Raw genomic sequence first — 16,713 nt, 5'->3', positions numbered from 1 at the left:
GGTGCTTTCTTTTGCGGCGTGGCGGCTCGTTAGTGTTCTGTTGCGGCTGGGGGCTGCTGAATTGGAGTAATCTGGCAAACGCCGCTTTGTGGCGGTGCTGGCCGGGGCTGCTTTTGGGCTTGGCCAGGGGTTTCTCTGCTTTCAAAGGCGCCATCGCTTTTATGTCGCTCATCCGTGTCGTCAGCTACAACATTCACAAGGGCCGTTCGGCATTGGGCCGACTCGATTCCCTGAATGAACTTCGCCTGGGCCTGTATGGCTTGCGCCCGGACCTCGTCTTCCTGCAGGAAGTCCAAGGCCGCAACGAGCAGAAATCGCTGCTTGACGCTCAACACGAATCGCTAGCTGCCGCCCTGCGGCTGGATGTGGCCTATGGCCGCAACGCTATCCGCCATGCGACCGATCACGGCAACGCGCTGCTGTCGCGCTTTCCCATTCTTGACCACGAAAACCTGGATATCTCCGACCATCGGCTGGAGCAACGCGGCTTGCTGCATGCGCGGATCGAGCTTGATGGCCGCGCGGTGCATTGCTTCGTGGTGCATCTGGGCCTGTTCGCCGGTAGCCGCAGCCGCCAGATCCTGGCGCTGACCGAACGCATCCGGCACATGGTGCCGGACGGCGAGCCCATCCTGATCGCGGGCGATTTCAACGACTGGAATGACCGCCTGGCCCCGCTATTCGTGCAGCAGCTGGGGCTGTATGAAGTGTTTTCCCATGCGCCGCGCAGCCATGGTGGTGAATTGCCGCGCCTGCGTGACTCGGTCAAGCGCTTGAGCAATGCACTGCGAGGCTTGCCGAACAGCGGCCTGTCCGTCATGGAGCGCAACAATCAATTGGGCATGGAAGGCAGCTCGCGCCTCTTGCTGCCACCGCCCCGAACGTTTCCTGCCGTCTTCCCGTGGTTCCGCCTGGATCGCATCTACCAGCGCGGCTTTGCCGTGCGCAGCGCGCGCGTGTTGCGCGGCCGCGAATGGGCGCGGATGTCCGATCACTCCCCCTTGCTGGCCGAGCTGGAACTCCCGTGAAGGCCGAGCAGGTCAAGCTGGAATGGACCGACGGCAACGGCATCCGGCTGTTGCAGAACGGCGCCGATTTCTTTCCCGCGCTGTGCGCGGCCATCGATGCCGCTCAGTTCAGCGTGCATCTGGAAACTTATATCTTCATGGTCGACCGCACCGGTTCACGGGTGCTGGAATGCCTGGCCGCAGCCGCGCGGCGCGGCGTGAAGGTACGCGTGGTGCTGGACGGCTTCGGCAGCGCTGAAAACGTAGTCGTGGTGCGCGAACGGCTGCTGGAAGCGGGTGCGCAATGCCGCATTTTCCGGCCCGAGCCGCGCTGGTTCGCTCGCCTGATCCCGTCGCGCAGCCGTTTGCGGCGGCTGCACCGAAAGGTCACCGTCGTGGATGGACGCGTGGCGTTCATCGGCGGCATCAACGTCATCGATGACTACGACGACCTGGATCCCACGGATGGCATTTCGGCGCCGCGCTTCGATTTTGCCGTGCAGGTGGAAGGCCCGCTGGTGACGGACGCGGCCTATGCGCAAGACCTGCTGTGGGTGCGGCTGAACTGGGCGCGCCTGCGGCGCCATCCGCGCGACTGGAACCGCATGCGGCTGACCAAGCCGCGCCATGCGCCGGTAGCCCCTTGCGGCACGCAGCGCGCGGCGCTGGTGCTGCGCGACAACGTGCGTTACCGCCAGACGTTTGAACGCGCTTACCTTTACGGCATTACGCAGGCGCGCCGCGACATCCTTATCGCCAACGCCTACTTTTTCCCCGGCCGGCAGTTTCGCCGTGCCCTGGCCCGGGCCGCCGCGCGCGGCGTGCGAGTGCGACTGCTGCTGCAAGGCAAGGTCGAATATCGCATGCAATACCATGCGACCCGGTCGCTGTACGACCAATTGCTGCGAGACGGCATCGAGATCTACGAATACATGCCCAGCTACCTGCATGCCAAGGTGGCGGTGATCGACAACGTGGCGACCGTGGGCTCCTCCAACCTGGACCCGTTCAGCCTGCTGCTGGCGCGCGAGGCCAACGTCGTCGTGGACGACCAACCGTTCGCGTGGGATTTGCAGGAGCGCCTGGAAACGGCCATCCGCGAGGGCGGCCGCTTCATCCGCCCATTGGACTACCAGCGCCGGGGATGGGTGCGGCGCTGGGTGGATGCGGTGTCCTACACGCTGTTGCGCATCGGCGTGGCGTTGACCGGCACGTCGGATAAATACTGAGCGCGGGCTTAGACGCGACGCTTGATCAGGCCTAGCGCCAGGGCCGTGCCTATCAGGATGATGGCGGCGCCTACCGCGATGGACGGGGTGATGCGCTCATCCAGGAACCAGGCGCCCCACACCACGCCGAATATCGGCACCAGGAACGTCACGCTGACCGCCCCGGTGGGCCCGACGTTGGCGATCAGGCGGAAGAAGATGATGTAGGCCGCGCCGGTGCAGACGACGGCCAGCAGGATCGTCGAGATCCAGGCCGCCATCGACGCGGGTGCCTCGGGCCATGCGGAGATCGCCAGGGGCAGCAGCACCAGCGAGGCGGCGATCATGCTGCCGGTGGCGCTGGCCAGGGCGTCCACGCCGGTGAGGAAGCGCTTGGTCCAATTGGCGGCGATGCCGTAGAAGACAGGTGCCGACACGGCGGCCAGCACCGCCGGCCCTGTGCCGCCGGCCTGGAAGTTCAGTTTGTCCCACACCAGCACGATGATGCCCAGGAACCCGATCATCAGGCCCAGCGAGCGCATCCAGGGCAGCCTGTCCTTCAGCCAAAGCCATCCCACCACCGCGCCCCACACGGGCGTCACCGCATTGGCCACCGACAGGAAGCCGGCGCCCAGTGACTGCGCCGCGTAGGCGTAGAGCAGGAAGGGCACGGCGGCGTTCAGGGTGCCGACCACCAGCAACGCCTTCCAGTGCCGGGCGATCACCGGCAGCTTGCCGCGCCACAGGGCCGCCGGTAGCAGGAAAAGCGCGGCCAGGCCCACGCGAAGCTCGATCAACGCGATCGGGCCGAAATCGCCGACCGCGACACGCATGAACAGGAAAGAGCCGCCCCAGACCGCTGCAAGCAGCAGCAGGTCCAGCAGATTGCGTTGGCGCATGATTTGTCTCGGGTTCGCCTCGGGGGCGTTCTTGGGTGATGCCTGGGGTAAAGCCGGGGTGGCCTACTTCCGGCCGGTGACCAGGTTTTTCATCTTGACCCGATACGCCAGCAGCGCACAGGCAAGCGACAGCACAATACACAGGACCAGGCCGGCCCGCACTCCGTTTAGTACCGTGCTGTGTGAAATGATGATGCCGACCACCGCCGTGCCCAAGGCGCTGCCGATGGCGCGCGTGGTCTGCACCAGCGCCGAGGCCACGCCCACGTCGCGGCGTTCGCTCAGCATCTGCATGAAGAGCGTCAGGTTGGGCAGCAGGAAGCCCAGCGCGCAGCCGTTGACGAAGAAGGCGGCCAGGATCCACCACGCCGACGTGCCCGGGGAAATCAGCAGCACCATCAGCGTGCCGGCCGCCAGCAGCAGGGCGCCGAACACCATCAGGCGCTGCGGTTCGGTCTGCTTGGGGAACAGCCGGCCGTTGACGATGCTGCCCACCGAGATCGCCGCGACCAGCGGGGTCAGCAGCAGGCCGGCCTCGCTGGGCGTGTAGCCCAGCACCTGCTGCAGCAGCAGCGGGCTGTAGAAGATCAGCACGAACATCACCGCGCCGACCATCATGGCGGCCAGGTTCAGCAAACGGGAGTCGAGGCCCGCCAGGACGCGTAGCGGAAAGATGGGCGATTTCACGCGGCGTTCGGTGGGAATCAGGATGGCGACGGCGGCCACGCCGACCAGCGCCAGCATGCCTCCCAGGAGCGGACGCGCGTGCTCGCCGCTGGCAAAGGCCAGTTCCAGCGCCGCGAGCGGGGCGCCCACGGCCAGGACCAACAGGATGGCGCCCACCCAGTCGATCTTGCGGCTGCCGTCATGGATGGGGCGGATGCGCGGGAAATAGCGTGCTAGCAGGAAAAAGGCGCCGGCCGCCGCAATGGGCGAGATGAAGAACGCCGCGCGCCAGCCCAGCGCTTGCGTGGCCGCGCCGCCGAGAACCGGGCCGATGCCGCTGGCCATGGCGAAGGCGGCGGACACCAGCGCCATCCATCGCACGCGTTGCTTGGCGTCGGGGAACAGATCGGCGGGCGCCGCGAAGGCGGTGGCGATCATCATGCCGCCGCCTACCCCTTGCAGGGTTCGGAACACGATCAACTGCGTCATGGACTGCGCTAGGCCACAGGCGATGGACCCCAACGCGATGATCAGGACCGAAACCAGCATCAAGGGCTTGCGGCCGAACATGTCGCCCAGCCGGCCGAAAATCAGGATGGACGCCGCGGTGGCCAACAGGTAGCCGGTGCCGACCCACGCATAGAGGGCCATCCCATTTAGCGCTTCGGCCACACGGGGTAGCGTGGTGCTGATAATGGTGGAATCCAGCGCCGCCAGCACCACCGTCGCCGACACGCCCGCCATCGCCATCAGGAGGTCCCTGCGGGAGCGGGCGGGGTCGGCGGCTGGCGGGGGCGGTGATGGCGGCGGAGTCATGCCGCTTAGGATATCACCGGCCCACTAGGGTTTTCACTTGTAGAACGAGTGGTAACCCCAGAACACCGCGACCACCAGCAGCACCAGCACCCACGACCAGCGCGAATTGGACAATCCGCGGGGTTCGGGTTCCGGGGGCGGGGGCGGAGGTGCCAGGCGAGGCTGCACGGCCATGTGGTCGATAAAGGCGGCGAAGAACTTCTGGATGATCTTGTCGCCGGCTTTCAGCAGCAGGCCTTCGCCGCATTCGGCCAGTTTGCCGCCCGCCATGCCGGCCACGGTATAGGCTACGCGGGTGCCCTGGTCCTTGGTGCTGAGGTTGACCTGGGCGGTGCCGATGGCGAGACAGGCCGCCCGGCCCTTGCCTTCGAATACCAGGGTGCAGCTGTCTGGCGCATTGACATCGGAAAGCAGGATCTCGCCTTCGTAATCGGTGTCGATTCCGGCGATATTGGCCCGCAAGGTGACGGCGTACTCGGTGGGGCTGCGCATCGCGACTTCCACGCAGCCCGGTATGCATTTCTGCAACACTCTCGGGTCGGTCAACGCATCCCAGGTCTGGTGTTGCGTCGAAGGAATCCACTGGGCATCGGCAATGCGCATGGCAGTCTCCTTGTAGGTCTTTGGCCTATTGTGGACCTAAGCGGCCGTAAGGGAAAGCCCGGCGCCTCAACTCAGGACCGGCCTGGAGCCGGGATGGGTAGGCCGGTGTGACGGGCAGTCGCCGGAGTTATCTATTTGGAACAGCCCCGCAAGGATTGCCCAGTGAAATCAGTATATTGAATCGCATTTACTTTCACGGATTCTTCTGGCGTGGATCTGAGGACTGGGGGATAATATGCGCCGACTGAAGAAAGGCTGTCCGGGTTTGATTATTGCGTTTCGTGCAATGGAACTTTTTATTATCTTTCCCTACTTTTTGGCACGTATGCGGACGATGGTAAAAAAAATATATATGTGCGCGGATCGGGTTAAGAACGCCGCCGTATTATCCGTATGCGGTTTCGATGGCCAAACTGTGGGTGGAGGGTGTCGCCGCTCCATGAATAAATTATAGGGTTATTGATGAAAATTCTCGTGGTCACGCAATATTTTTGGCCCGAATCTTTTGTTGTTGTTAATGACCTGATCCATGAATTGGCAGAGCAAGGCCACGAGGTCCATGTTTTGACGGGTAAGCCGAATTATCCCGATGGAAAAATATTCCCGGGGTATTCATCCGGCGGTTATCAGCGTGAAATGTACGGCGACAAGATTACCGTCAGCCGGGTGCCGTTGCGGGCGCGTGGCAACGGCGGCGGCAAGAATATGGTTCTCAACTATCTGTCGTTTCTTTTCAACGCTATCTGGCACTCAGGGAAAGCGGTCAAGGGCGAAAAATTCGATGTGATTTTCGCGGTGGCGTTGTCGCCCATTACGGCAGTGATTCCGGCTGTGTTCCTGAAGAAGCGCTTGAAAGCGCCGCTGGTGGTATGGGTTCAGGATTTATGGCCTGAAAGCCTTAGTGCCACCGGATTCATCAAGAATAAACATGTGCTTGGCGCGGTCGGTGCGATGGTTCGCCGGATTTACGCGTCTTGCGACCGCATCCTGGTGCAATCGCGCGGGTTTTTCGCACCCATATCGCGATTGGCCGACCCAGCGAAGCTTGAATATTATCCAAATTCATACCGGGAACCAGAAGCCGCGCCGGCGGATGAATCCCGCATTCCGCCGGAAATACTGCATACGATGGATAGCAATTTCTGCGTTCTATTCGCCGGTAACATCGGCACGGCGCAGGCCGTCGAGACGATTGTGGAAGCCGCCCGGAAACTGGTACACCTTCCTGACTGCAAGCTGGTGATGGTGGGCAGCGGAAGCATGCTTGGATGGGTCGAGAATCAGAAGAAATTGCATAATCTCGACAATCTTATTCTGGCCGGCCGCTACCCTGCCAGCGAGATGCCGAACTTCTTCCGCCGGGCGCAGGCGTTGTTGGTCTCGTTGAAGCGGGAAGAGATTTTCGCGTACACGGTTCCGAGTAAAATTCAGGCCTATTTCGCTGCTGGCCGCCCGATCATCGCCGCGCTGGACGGTGAGGGGGCCCAGGTGGTCCGCGAAGCGGGGGCGGGAGTCGTGTGCGGCGCGGAAGACGTGCCCGGCCTTTGCGGATGCATCGAGCAGTTGTATCGCATGGATGCGTCTGCCCGCCAAGAGCTGGCCGATTCGGGGCGCCGCTACTTCCTGGAGCACTTCGAAATGCGGAAGCAGGCTACGGAACTGTCGCGCCTTTTGGCGGCCGCGACTGAAATTTATAATGCGAGGCACTGAGTATGAAAGTTCTGATCCTGGGCGCCAGCGGCATGCTGGGCAGCGCGACATTCCGCGAGTTTTCCTCCGACGCCCGCTACGAGGCTTGGGGAACGTTGCGTAGCGGTACGTTGCGCGAGCGGTTTTCCCCCGATGTCCGCGCTCGCCTGATCACCGGCGTGGACGCAACCGACCAAGATGCGCTGGTGTCGCTGCTGGGACGCGTCCGCCCCGATGCGGTCATCAACTGCGTGGGCGTGATCAAACAGGCATCCACTGCGAAAGATCCGCTTGTGACCTTGCCGCTCAATTCCCTCCTCCCGCATCGGCTGGCGCATTTGTGCGGCCTGGTCGGAGCCCGCTTGGTGCATATCAGCACCGACTGCGTGTTTTCCGGTAAGAAAGGCATGTACGTCGAGTCCGACCTGTCGGACGCGGAAGACCTGTATGGCAAATCGAAGTACATGGGGGAGCTGCACGATTTTCCGCATGCGATCACCTTGCGCACGTCGATCATCGGCCACGAATTGGGCACGAATCTGGCTTTGGTGGACTGGTTCCTGTCGCAGACCGGACCGGTCAAAGGCTTTACCAAAGCCATTTTTTCCGGGCTGCCGACCGTTGAACTGGCCCGCGTGATCAAAGATCTGGTGCTGCCCAAGCCAGAGTTCAGCGGCCTCTACCATGTGTCGGTGGACCCCATCGACAAGTTCCGCCTGTTGTCCCTGGTGGCCAAGGTCTACGGCAAACAGATCGATATCGAGCCGGACGATAAGCTGCATATCGACCGCTCTCTCGATTCATCCCGTTTCCGTGCGGCCTTCAATTATCAACCGCCGTCTTGGGATCGTTTGATTGCCACGATGCACGAAACGCGCGCGTAACCCTGACTACTGTGGTGAATTATGTTTGAAAATAAAGTCCTGATGATTACCGGTGGTACGGGTTCCTTTGGCCACACGGTACTGAAACGCTTCCTGGATACCGACGTCCGCGAAATTCGCGTATTCAGCCGCGACGAAAAGAAGCAAGAAGACATGCGCATTGAACTTGCCAACGACAAGGTCAAGTTCTACATCGGGGACGTGCGCGATTACAGCAGCGTTTCCCAGGCGATGATCGGCGTTGATTATGTTTTCCATGCGGCGGCATTGAAGCAAGTTCCGTCCTGCGAGTTCTACCCGATGGAGGCGGTTAAAACCAACGTCCTCGGAACGGAAAACGTGCTGAACGCCGCTATCGCCAACCACGTCAAGCGCGTGATCGTGCTGAGTACGGACAAGGCGGTTTATCCCATCAATGCCATGGGCATTTCGAAAGCCATGGCGGAAAAGCTGGTGGTCGCCAAATCCCGCGCCATTCCCGAAGGCGGCCCGGTGGTCTGTTCAACCCGCTACGGCAATGTGATGGCGTCGCGGGGCTCGGTGATCCCCTTGTTCGTCCAGCAGATCAAGGCAGGCGAGTCGCTGACCATTACCGATCCGAGCATGACGCGCTTCCTGATGTCGCTTGAGGATTCCGTCGATCTGGTACTGCACGCGTTCGAACATGCAGAGCAGGGCGATATCTTCGTGCAGAAGGCGCCCGCATCGACCGTTGGTGACCTGGCTGAAGCGCTGAAGAACATTTTCAAGAGCGCCGCCCCGGTCAAGGTCATCGGTACGCGCCACGGGGAAAAACTGTACGAATCCCTGATTTCCCGCGAGGAAATGGCGAAGGCGGTGGATATGGGCCGGTACTACCGGATCCCCATGGATAACCGCGACCTGAACTACAAGAAGTACTTCGTCGAGGGTGAAAAGGAAGTATCCGAACTGGATGACTACACGTCGCATAACACGACGCGACTGGACGTTCCTGGCGTTGAGAAGATTCTGCTCGGGCTTGCGTACCTGCAGGAGCAATTGAATGACTAAAGTCATGACGCTGGTCGGCACTCGCCCGGAACTCATCAAGATGAGCCGGGTGATTGCAGAACTGGACAAGCAAGTCGATCACATTCTGGTGCATTCCGGCCAGAATTACGACTACGAGCTGAATCAGGTTTTTTTCGACGAACTTGGCATCCGCAAGCCGGACCATTTTCTCGGCGTGGCTGCCGATACGCCGGCCAAGACCATCGCAGAGGTCATCGCCAAGTCGGATGAAATCTTTGCCCAGGAAAAGCCCGACGCGCTACTGCTGTACGGGGACACGAATACCTGTCTGGCGGTCATTTCCGCCAAGCGCCGCAAGATTCCGGTCTTCCACATGGAAGCGGGCAACCGGTGTTTCGACCAGCGCGTGCCCGAAGAGCTGAACCGAAAGGTCCTGGACCATCTGAGCGACATCAATCTGGTGCTGACGGAGCATGCGCGCCGGTATCTGATCGCCGAAGGCGTGCGGCCCGAGACCATCATCAAGACCGGCTCGCACATGGAAGAGGTGATTGGGCACTACAAGCCCCAGATCGAGGCTTCCACGGTGCTGGAACGCGAAGGACTGACCGCGCGCGGGTACTTCCTGGTGAGCATCCACCGCGAAGAGAACGTGGATTCGGTCCAGAACCTGCATGATCTGCTGGATACGCTTTTCGCGGTCGCGGAGTCGTATTCCATGCCGGTCGTCGTCTCGACGCACCCGCGCACGCGGGCCAGGCTGGAAGCCTTGGGTCGTTCCATCGAGCATCCGCTGGTTCGCTTCGTGAAGCCGTTTGGCTTCCTGGACTACATGAAGCTTCAAATGGGCGCCAAGTGCGTCCTGTCCGACAGCGGTACGATCACCGAAGAAGCGTCGCTGCTGAACCTTTCGGCGGTGACCGTGCGCACGGCGCACGAACGTCCGGAAGGCATGGACGAAGGCACTTTGATCATGAGCGGGCTGAAGGCGAAGGGCGTGCTTGAGGCCATCCGCGTCGTGACCGGCCAGAATGAGGAAGCGGCCCGCGTCAAGACGGTGGACGACTACCGTGGAGGAGCCGTGTCGGTGAAGATCGTTCGGATCGTCTTGAGTTATGTGCCGTACGTGAACCGCACCGTCTGGTCGGTCACCCCGTAGAACGCGCACCGGCCGCCACGCGCGACGCTGGCTGCGGTTGAGAAGACAGGCTATGAGCAATTCAGACAGATTAACGGCAGGAGTGCTGGGCGCGACGTCGCCGGTTGGACGCCAGGTGCTTGCCCAATTGGCGGACGCCGGACATTCGGTGATGGCGTTTTCGCGGCGACCACAGCAGACCGACGATGCGCGGGTGCGCTGGGCCACGCTGCATGCGGACGCCACGGACGCCGATGGTGAGCCGATCCCGCACTGGATCGCGCTGTGCGGCATCTGGAACCTGCCGGAGCATTTCGACCTGATGCTCAGGCATGGCGTACGCCGCGTGGTCTGCCTGTCTTCCACCAGCCGCTTCACGAAAACCACGTCTTCGAATCCGCAGGAGGAGGAGATCGTCCGCCGGCTGGTGGAGGGCGAGCGCCGAATCGCCGAGTGGGCGCAGGCGCATGGCGTTGAATGGACGATTCTGCGGCCGACGTTGATTTATGGCCGGGGAACCGACCGTAATCTTGCCGAAATCGTCAAGCTGATCCGAAAGCTGGGGCTTTTCCCCTTGTTCGGCCGCGCGGAAGGCCTGCGGCAGCCCGTCTATGTGGATGATGTTGCCAAGGCCGCGGTTCTGTCAGTATTTTCCGCTGATGCTGGCTGCAATAGCTACAACATTTCGGGCGCCGAAGTCCTGACCTACCGCGAAATGGTCTCGCGGATTTTCAAGGCAATGGGACGCAAGCCCCGCTTTCTGAGCGTGCCGATCTGGTTGTTCAATTTTGCCTTGTTCTTTCTGCGCCTTATTCCCCGTTACCGTAAATGGAACGCGGACATGGTCCAACGGATGAACCGCGACATGGTGTTCGACCATGACGACGCCCGTCGCGATTTTGCGTATGACCCGCAGCGGTTCGTGCTGCGCGAGATTGACGTGAGTGCCTGATCCGGCATCGCGCTGCCTTTTTTTCGATAAACCGTATTTTTTGACGCACCCAATGATCGCACCGTGGTGGCTGTTCGGCCTTGTCTTTGCGCTTGCGTGGCTTCTGACGGGCGCATTGCGCCGGTATGCGCTGGCACGTAATGTGATTGACGTGCCCAATGCGCGCAGTTCGCACAAAACGCCCACGCCGCGCGGCGGCGGGATCTCTTTCGTCGTCGCTTTCGTGGCGGGCATGCTCGTGATGGGGGCTGGCGGCTTCGTCGCCTGGTCCGTCGTATGCGGGGTCGCCGTGGCGGGCGCGTGGATCGCCCTGATCGGGTTTCTTGACGATCATGGCCACATCCAGGCGCGGTGGCGGCTGCTGGCGCATTTTATCGGTGCCGCGTGGGGCCTTTACTGGATGGGCGGGGTGCCGGCGTTGTCGATCGGCGGCCTGCCGCTGGAGGCGGGATGGCTGCTGAATATCGCAGCGGCCTTTTACCTGGTGTGGCTGCTGAACCTGTACAACTTCATGGATGGCATCGACGGGCTTGCCAGCGTCGAGGCAATCTGCGTGACGGCTGGCGCAAGCGTTCTCTACTTTCTAACGGGTGCCGGCGACGCCGGCCTTGCCCCGATGTTGCTGGCCGCGGCTGTACTGGGCTTCCTGATCTGGAATTTTCCCCCTGCGAAGATCTTCATGGGCGACGGGGGAAGCGGCTTCCTGGGACTGACGCTGGGCATCCTGTCGCTGAAGGCGGGCTGGCAGGCACCCGAACTGTTCTGGGCATGGACCATTCTCCTTGGCGTATTCATCGTGGATGCGACCCTGACCTTGCTTCGGCGGCTGATCCGCGGCGAGAAGGTCTACGAAGCGCACCGCACGCATGCCTATCAGTACGCCTCCCGGAAGTGGGGCAGCCACGTCAGCGTGACGCTGACCGTGCTGGCGATAAACGTGTTGTGGCTTTTCCCCATGGCCTGTCTGGTGGCGCTGGGCAAGATTGACGGCTCGCTGGGCATGGCGGTGGCGTATGCGCCGCTGGTTATCGCGGCACTGCGCTTGAAGGCGGGCCTTCGGGAGCCGGCAAGCGCCTGATGGGCGGTCGAAGGGGGAATCGGGAAATTTGTTCGAGTCGAACCAACGGCTCTTCTGGATGTTATGAAAACTAAACGCAATCTTGTCGTCGTAGGTGCAGGCGGGCACGGCCGGGCTGTCGCGGAAGCGGCGGAGCTGGACGGCTCCTGGTCGGAAATTGTCTTTGTCGATGACAACTACCCCGGGCAATCCACCTCTGGCTCCTGGAAAATTGTCGGCCATCCCAGCCAGCTAGGCTCGCTGACGGGGCCGGGCGATGCTGTCATTGTGGCGATCGGTAACCAGGCGGCGCGCGAGCGTTTGATGCTTGCGCAGGAAGCGCTGGGCATCCCCTTTGCCACCGTCATCCATCCCCGGGCCTACGTGAGCCCGTACGCAACCGTCGGCGTGGGCTGTGCCATCATGGCCGGAGCCATCGTTGGCACGGCCGCTCGATTGGGGCGCGGCGTTATCGTCAACGCCAACGCCACGGTGGACCATGATGCGGTGGTAGGTGATTTTTCCCATCTGGGCGTGGGAGTCCAACTCGCGGGAGGCGTCGTTGTCGCAGAGCGGGTGTGGCTGCAGGCGGGCACATGCGCGGGATATCGCGTGCGTGTTCCGCCAGACACGATTGTTGGGCCCGGGACGAGCCTTGTCGCCGACTAATTCACACCATTCGATCCATGATCATTCCAACTCGATTTCGCACCGTCCTGGTCTTCCTGTTCGACCTGGGAGCGATTGTTGTCGCTTGGCTCGGCGCGTTCCTGCTGCGGTTCAATTTTGATTGGCCCACCGGCTGGGAGCGCACGATCTGGATGGCACTGCTGGTCCTGTTGCCGGTGCAGGCGGTCGCCTGCCGTGCCGCAGGTCTGTATCGGGGAATGTGGATTTTTGCCAGCATTTCAGACCTTAAGCGGGTACTGAAAGTCGTAGTCGCTTCCGCGGTCGCGTTGCTGGTTTTTGCATTCCTCGTGCGCAATGAAGCCGCGCTGCCGAGATCCATCCTGCTGCTGTACCCCCTGTTGCTGCTGCTGGCGATGGGGGGCGGACGTGCCGCATGGCGTATGTGGAAAGAATATCGCCTATATGGCCGAGTCAGCGGCCGCGGGACGCCGGTCGTCGTCGTGGGGGCGGGCACGGCAGGCGCAATGCTGGTGCGTGAACTGAGCCGAAGCACGGAATGGCATGTCGTCGCGCTGGTTGATGACAATCCTGCCAAATGGGGGCTGGAACTGTCGGGGTGCCGGGTAGTGGGCGGCACCGACAGGCTGGCGGAGGTTCTGGCTGAATTCGACGCGACGAGGGTCATCCTGGCCATTCCGTCGGCGAAGGCGTCCTCTGTCCGGCGGGTCATGGAGATCGCCACCAATGCGGGCGCGGCGCTGTTCACGGTGCCGGGGCTGAGTGAATTGATGAGCGGCCGCGTCGCGATCAACATGATGCGCCCGGTGAATATCGAGGACCTGCTCGGCCGTGAAGCGGTCCGGATCAATAACGTGAATGTCCAGGAGATGATCGCGGGCAAGCCGATCCTGGTGACGGGGGCGGGCGGCTCGATCGGCAGCGAGCTGTGCCGGCAATTGGCGCGTTTTGGACCAAGCTGTCTGATCCTCTTCGAGGCAAGCGAGTTTGCGCTGTACACCATCGAGCAGTGGTTTACCGAGCACCATCCCGGTGTCCGCATCATCCCGCTGGCAGGCGATGTGAAAGACGCTGCGCGCCTGGAAGAGATATTCGAGACATGGAAGCCGGAAGTGGTTTTCCACGCGGCCGCCTACAAGCACGTTCCCTTGATGGAAGTTGGAAATGCCTGGCAAGCGGTGCGCAACAATGTGCTGGGCACGCTCAACGTCGCGGAGTGCGCCCGTCGGTTCGGCGCCAAGCGCTTCGTGCTGATCTCGACCGACAAAGCCGTCAACCCCACGAATGTGATGGGCGCGACCAAACGCATGGCGGAAATGATCTGTGAAGTGCTGCATTGCCGCGGCGGGAACACCTGTTTCCAGATGGTGCGGTTCGGGAATGTCCTGGGCAGCACTGGCAGCGTCATCCCGAAGTTTCAGGCGCAGATCGCCAGAGGCGGACCGATCACCGTGACTCACCCCGACATCACGCGCTATTTCATGTCGATCCCGGAGGCGGCGCAGTTGGTCCTGCAGGCGGCCTCGATGGGGCAAGGGGGCGAGGTCTTTGTCCTGGACATGGGGGAACCCGTGCGGATCGCCGACCTGGCGCGCAATATGATCCGCTTGTCCGGATATACCGAAGACGAAATCCATATCGAGTATTCGGGCCTGCGCCCCGGCGAAAAACTGTACGAGGAATTGTTGGCTGATTCCGAGGAAACGCGCGAGACGCCGCACGAAAAACTGAGAATTGCACGCTCCCGCTCGGTGCCGGAAGGGTTCTACGAGGAAAGTCTGGCGTGGATGACGAAAAAAGGGCCGGTTTCGGATGATGAAGTACGTGCACAGTTGAAGCACTGGATGCCTGAGTACGTGCCTTCGCGCCTTTGAACAGGGCTCATCCAGAAAAGGATGCCCTGGTCTTTGGGCAGGGATGCGGGCTTGTATCGATCGCCTGTGGGGTTGTGTTGTACATTCCCTTCTCCAACGTACCCCCTTCGACTTGATGCCGACTCGCATTCTCATCGTCCGCACTTCTTCCCTAGGTGATCTGGTGCACATGTTGCCGGCTATATCCGACATCGCCCGCCATGTCCCGGACGCCGAAATCGACTGGATCGCGGAAGAAGCTTTCGCGGATATCCCTGCATGGCACCCCGCTGTCAATCAGGTCATCAAAGTCGCCCATCGCCGCTGGCGCAAGGCGTGGTGGTCGGCGCAGGTACGGGCGGAGCGCAAAGCGCTCAAGGAACGCTTGCGGTCGGTGCAATACGACATCGTCCTCGATATGCAGGGTCTTCTGAAGTCCGCATGGCTGGTGCGCCAGGCGCGCGGCGTGCGCCACGGGCTGGACTGGCGTTCGGCGCGCGAGCCGTTGGCATCGCTGTTCTACAACGTGCGTCATCGCGTGGAATTCTGGCAGCCCGCCGTGATCCGCCAGCGCAAACTGGCTGGGCTGACCTTCGGCTACCAGCATGCGGGCTTGCCGGATTTTGGCCTGCAGTCATTTGTGCGCCAGGCAGGCCAGGCGGCCGCTCCCGTGCATGATGTGGGCAGCGACGGGCTGAATGCCGCCGAATTGCCACGCCTGCATCACCTGGATACCGATCGTGGCTACGCCGTGATCATGCCGTCGGCCAGCCGCGACGACAAATTGTGGCCCGAAGAAGACTGGCGCGCGGTGTTCCGCCGGCTGCGCGAGGCCGGGTGCACCCTGAAACTGCTGGCGGGCAATGACTCGGAAGCGCAGCGCGCCGGCCTGCTGGTGGCGGGCATGGATGGGGCCGAAGTGATGCCCCGCATGGATCTGAGCGCGGTCGCGCGTCTGCTGGCGGGCTCGCGGCTGATGGTCGGCCTGGACAGCGGCCTGACCCACTTGTCCGCCGCGCTGGGCCGCCCCACGATCGGCATCTACCGGGCTTCCACGCCGGTGCGCACGCCGCTGGTGGGTTCGAACTACACCGCCAGCCTGGGCGACCGCGGCGCGTCGCCGTCGCGCGAGGCCGTGATGGCGGCGGTGGAGCAGGCATTGGCTGCCCAGTGATATGAACCGCGGCGTCTATTCTCTGGCGCTCAGGGCACTGTCACCGCTGGTCTGGCTGTGGATGGCCCACCGCGCCAGGCGCGCGGGCGGTCAGTGGGAAATCTTCTCGCCGCAGCGGTTCGGTCATGCCGAGGCGCCGGCCCCTGCCCCTTCCCCGGCTTTTTCGTCCTGGACGCGGCCTGTCTGGGTGCATGCCGTCAGCCTGGGTGAAACGCGCGCCGCGCAGCCGCTGCTGCAGGCGTTGCTGGACCGGGGCCTGCCCGTGCTGCTGACCCATATGACGGCGACCGGCCGCGCCGAGGGCCAGCGCCTGTTCCCGGAGGCCATTGGCCGCGGGCAATTACGCCAAGCCTGGCTACCTTACGACTTTCCCGGCGCGACGCGCCGCTTCATGGATAGCCATCAGCCGCGCTGCGGCCTGCTGATCGAACGCGAGATCTGGCCCAACCTGCTGGCCGCGGCGCGGCGCGCGCGGGTGCCGATGGCGCTGGTCAGCGCCCGGTATTCGGCGTCGTCGCTACGTCAGGCGGGGCGAATGGGCAGCGTGATGCGTGAAGCGTTGGCCGGTCTGGACCGGGTGCTGGCGCAGACGTCCGAAGACGCGGCCCGGCTGGCCCAGGCCGGCGCGCCCCCGCCCATCGTGACCGGGAACCTGAAATTCGATCTGGTGCTGCCGGCGCCGCAGGTGCTGGCGGGCCGGGCGTGGCGGGCGCAACGGGCAAGGCCGGTGGTGGCGGTGGCGAGCACCCGCGAAGGCGAAGACAGCGGTTTCATCGCCGCCATCAAACGGCATGCCGCCGCAGCCTGGGGGCCTGATGCGCCGCTGTTTCTGCTGATTCCCCGGCATCCCCAGCGTTTTGACGAGGCGGCCCGCCAGTTGACGGAGGCCGGGCTGTCGTTCGTGCGGCGTGCCGACGGTGTCGAGCCGGGCCCGGACACCGTGGTGATGCTGGGCGATACGTTGGGCGAGATGGCGTTCTATTACGCCGCGTCGGACGTAGCTATCGTGGCGGGCAGTTTTGCCCCGTTGGGCGGCCAGAATCTGATCGAGGCGTGCGCGGCCGGCGTGCCCGTCATCGTCGGCCCGCACACGTTCAATTTCAAGCAGGCGGCGGAAGACGCCAAA

The 16,713-nt window shown here is 62.6% G+C and carries 15 protein-coding genes; 12 read left to right on the top strand and 3 right to left on the bottom strand.

Translation table 11 applies throughout. The annotated features are described in order from the left end of the window. Positions 1-161 precede the first annotated feature (161 nt). Both ACE039_RS07425 and clsB read left to right on the top strand, forming a co-directional pair. Positions 162-1,028: an endonuclease/exonuclease/phosphatase family protein gene (locus ACE039_RS07425; protein WP_105555779.1), complete on the top strand. Its 867-nt coding sequence runs from the start codon at positions 162-164 to the stop codon at positions 1,026-1,028. Then, positions 1,025-2,236, top strand: coding sequence for a cardiolipin synthase ClsB (clsB, locus tag ACE039_RS07420; protein ID WP_448708824.1), 1,212 nt, complete (start codon positions 1,025-1,027; stop codon positions 2,234-2,236). Before ACE039_RS07425 ends, clsB begins: the two co-directional genes overlap by 4 nt. A gap of 8 nt (positions 2,237-2,244) precedes the next feature. On the opposite strand, the gene ACE039_RS07415 is transcribed toward clsB, so the two are convergent. From ACE039_RS07415 to ACE039_RS07405, 3 genes are all read right to left on the bottom strand, one after another. Next, complete coding sequence (locus ACE039_RS07415) at positions 2,245-3,114, bottom strand: DMT family transporter (RefSeq protein ID WP_105555781.1); 870 nt, start codon at positions 3,112-3,114, stop codon at positions 2,245-2,247. A 63-nt stretch (positions 3,115-3,177) separates the two neighbouring features. Continuing rightward, positions 3,178-4,530, bottom strand: coding sequence for an MFS transporter (locus ACE039_RS07410; protein WP_485822014.1), 1,353 nt, complete (start codon positions 4,528-4,530; stop codon positions 3,178-3,180). A 99-nt stretch (positions 4,531-4,629) separates the two neighbouring features. Continuing rightward, positions 4,630-5,199 carry an SRPBCC family protein gene (locus ACE039_RS07405; RefSeq protein ID WP_105555783.1) on the bottom strand — a complete coding sequence of 190 codons (570 nt, stop codon included), beginning with the start codon at positions 5,197-5,199 and terminating at the stop codon, positions 4,630-4,632. 462 nt (positions 5,200-5,661) lie between these two features. Here ACE039_RS07405 and ACE039_RS07400 point away from each other — a divergent pair, with 462 nt between their 5' ends. The 10 genes from ACE039_RS07400 to ACE039_RS07355 all read left to right on the top strand — a co-directional run. Continuing rightward, complete coding sequence (locus ACE039_RS07400; RefSeq protein ID WP_485822013.1) at positions 5,662-6,909, top strand: glycosyltransferase family 4 protein; 1,248 nt, start codon at positions 5,662-5,664, stop codon at positions 6,907-6,909. Positions 6,910-6,911: 2 nt separating this feature from the next. Further along, positions 6,912-7,772, top strand: a complete 861-nt coding sequence (locus ACE039_RS07395) for a dTDP-4-dehydrorhamnose reductase family protein (RefSeq protein WP_448708821.1) — start codon at positions 6,912-6,914, stop codon at positions 7,770-7,772. A gap of 21 nt (positions 7,773-7,793) precedes the next feature. Further along, the gene (locus tag ACE039_RS07390) at positions 7,794-8,804 is read left to right on the top strand and encodes a polysaccharide biosynthesis protein (protein ID WP_169273426.1); all 1,011 of its coding nucleotides are present in this window, start codon (positions 7,794-7,796) and stop codon (positions 8,802-8,804) included. Next, positions 8,797-9,924, top strand: coding sequence for a non-hydrolyzing UDP-N-acetylglucosamine 2-epimerase (gene wecB, locus ACE039_RS07385; protein ID WP_485811091.1), 1,128 nt, complete (start codon positions 8,797-8,799; stop codon positions 9,922-9,924). Before ACE039_RS07390 ends, wecB begins: the two co-directional genes overlap by 8 nt. Positions 9,925-9,976: 52 nt before the next feature. Beyond that, positions 9,977-10,855 carry an NAD-dependent epimerase/dehydratase family protein gene (locus ACE039_RS07380; protein ID WP_448711545.1) on the top strand — a complete coding sequence of 293 codons (879 nt, stop codon included), beginning with the start codon at positions 9,977-9,979 and terminating at the stop codon, positions 10,853-10,855. Between the two features lie 52 nt (positions 10,856-10,907). Beyond that, entirely contained in the window at positions 10,908-11,933 is a 1,026-nt protein-coding gene (locus ACE039_RS07375) for an MraY family glycosyltransferase (RefSeq protein WP_485811094.1), read from the top strand. A gap of 63 nt (positions 11,934-11,996) precedes the next feature. Then, positions 11,997-12,581: a NeuD/PglB/VioB family sugar acetyltransferase gene (locus tag ACE039_RS07370; protein ID WP_448711541.1), complete on the top strand. Its 585-nt coding sequence runs from the start codon at positions 11,997-11,999 to the stop codon at positions 12,579-12,581. A 17-nt stretch (positions 12,582-12,598) separates the two neighbouring features. Continuing rightward, positions 12,599-14,434: a polysaccharide biosynthesis protein gene (locus tag ACE039_RS07365; protein ID WP_313460599.1), complete on the top strand. Its 1,836-nt coding sequence runs from the start codon at positions 12,599-12,601 to the stop codon at positions 14,432-14,434. Between the two features lie 115 nt (positions 14,435-14,549). After that, positions 14,550-15,587: a lipopolysaccharide heptosyltransferase I gene (gene waaC, locus ACE039_RS07360; RefSeq protein ID WP_313460600.1), complete on the top strand. Its 1,038-nt coding sequence runs from the start codon at positions 14,550-14,552 to the stop codon at positions 15,585-15,587. Between the two features lies 1 nt (position 15,588). Next, a partial coding sequence (locus ACE039_RS07355; protein WP_485822012.1) for a 3-deoxy-D-manno-octulosonic acid transferase occupies positions 15,589-16,713 on the top strand: 1,125 nt, incomplete at its 3' end.

The sequence above is a fragment of the Achromobacter maghribensis genome (assembly GCF_057334215.1).
This window is presented reverse-complemented; position numbering and strand designations above follow the sequence as displayed.

Bases quoted from the DNA above. Each gene is read 5' to 3' on its own strand.
- ACE039_RS07425 (WP_105555779.1), top strand. From the start codon at position 162: ATGTCGCTCATCCGTGTCGTCAGCTACAACATTCACAAGGGCCGTTCG.
- ACE039_RS07415 (WP_105555781.1), bottom strand. From the start codon at position 3,114: ATGCGCCAACGCAATCTGCTGGACCTGCTGCTGCTTGCAGCGGTCTGG.
- ACE039_RS07410 (WP_485822014.1), bottom strand. From the start codon at position 4,530: ATGGCGATGGCGGGCGTGTCGGCGACGGTGGTGCTGGCGGCGCTGGAT.
- ACE039_RS07405 (WP_105555783.1), bottom strand. From the start codon at position 5,199: ATGCGCATTGCCGATGCCCAGTGGATTCCTTCGACGCAACACCAGACC.
- ACE039_RS07400 (WP_485822013.1), top strand. From the start codon at position 5,662: ATGAAAATTCTCGTGGTCACGCAATATTTTTGGCCCGAATCTTTTGTT.
- ACE039_RS07395 (WP_448708821.1), top strand. From the start codon at position 6,912: ATGAAAGTTCTGATCCTGGGCGCCAGCGGCATGCTGGGCAGCGCGACA.
- ACE039_RS07390 (WP_169273426.1), top strand. From the start codon at position 7,794: ATGTTTGAAAATAAAGTCCTGATGATTACCGGTGGTACGGGTTCCTTT.
- wecB (WP_485811091.1), top strand. From the start codon at position 8,797: ATGACTAAAGTCATGACGCTGGTCGGCACTCGCCCGGAACTCATCAAG.
- ACE039_RS07380 (WP_448711545.1), top strand. From the start codon at position 9,977: ATGAGCAATTCAGACAGATTAACGGCAGGAGTGCTGGGCGCGACGTCG.
- ACE039_RS07375 (WP_485811094.1), top strand. From the start codon at position 10,908: ATGATCGCACCGTGGTGGCTGTTCGGCCTTGTCTTTGCGCTTGCGTGG.
- ACE039_RS07370 (WP_448711541.1), top strand. From the start codon at position 11,997: ATGAAAACTAAACGCAATCTTGTCGTCGTAGGTGCAGGCGGGCACGGC.
- ACE039_RS07365 (WP_313460599.1), top strand. From the start codon at position 12,599: ATGATCATTCCAACTCGATTTCGCACCGTCCTGGTCTTCCTGTTCGAC.
- waaC (WP_313460600.1), top strand. From the start codon at position 14,550: ATGCCGACTCGCATTCTCATCGTCCGCACTTCTTCCCTAGGTGATCTG.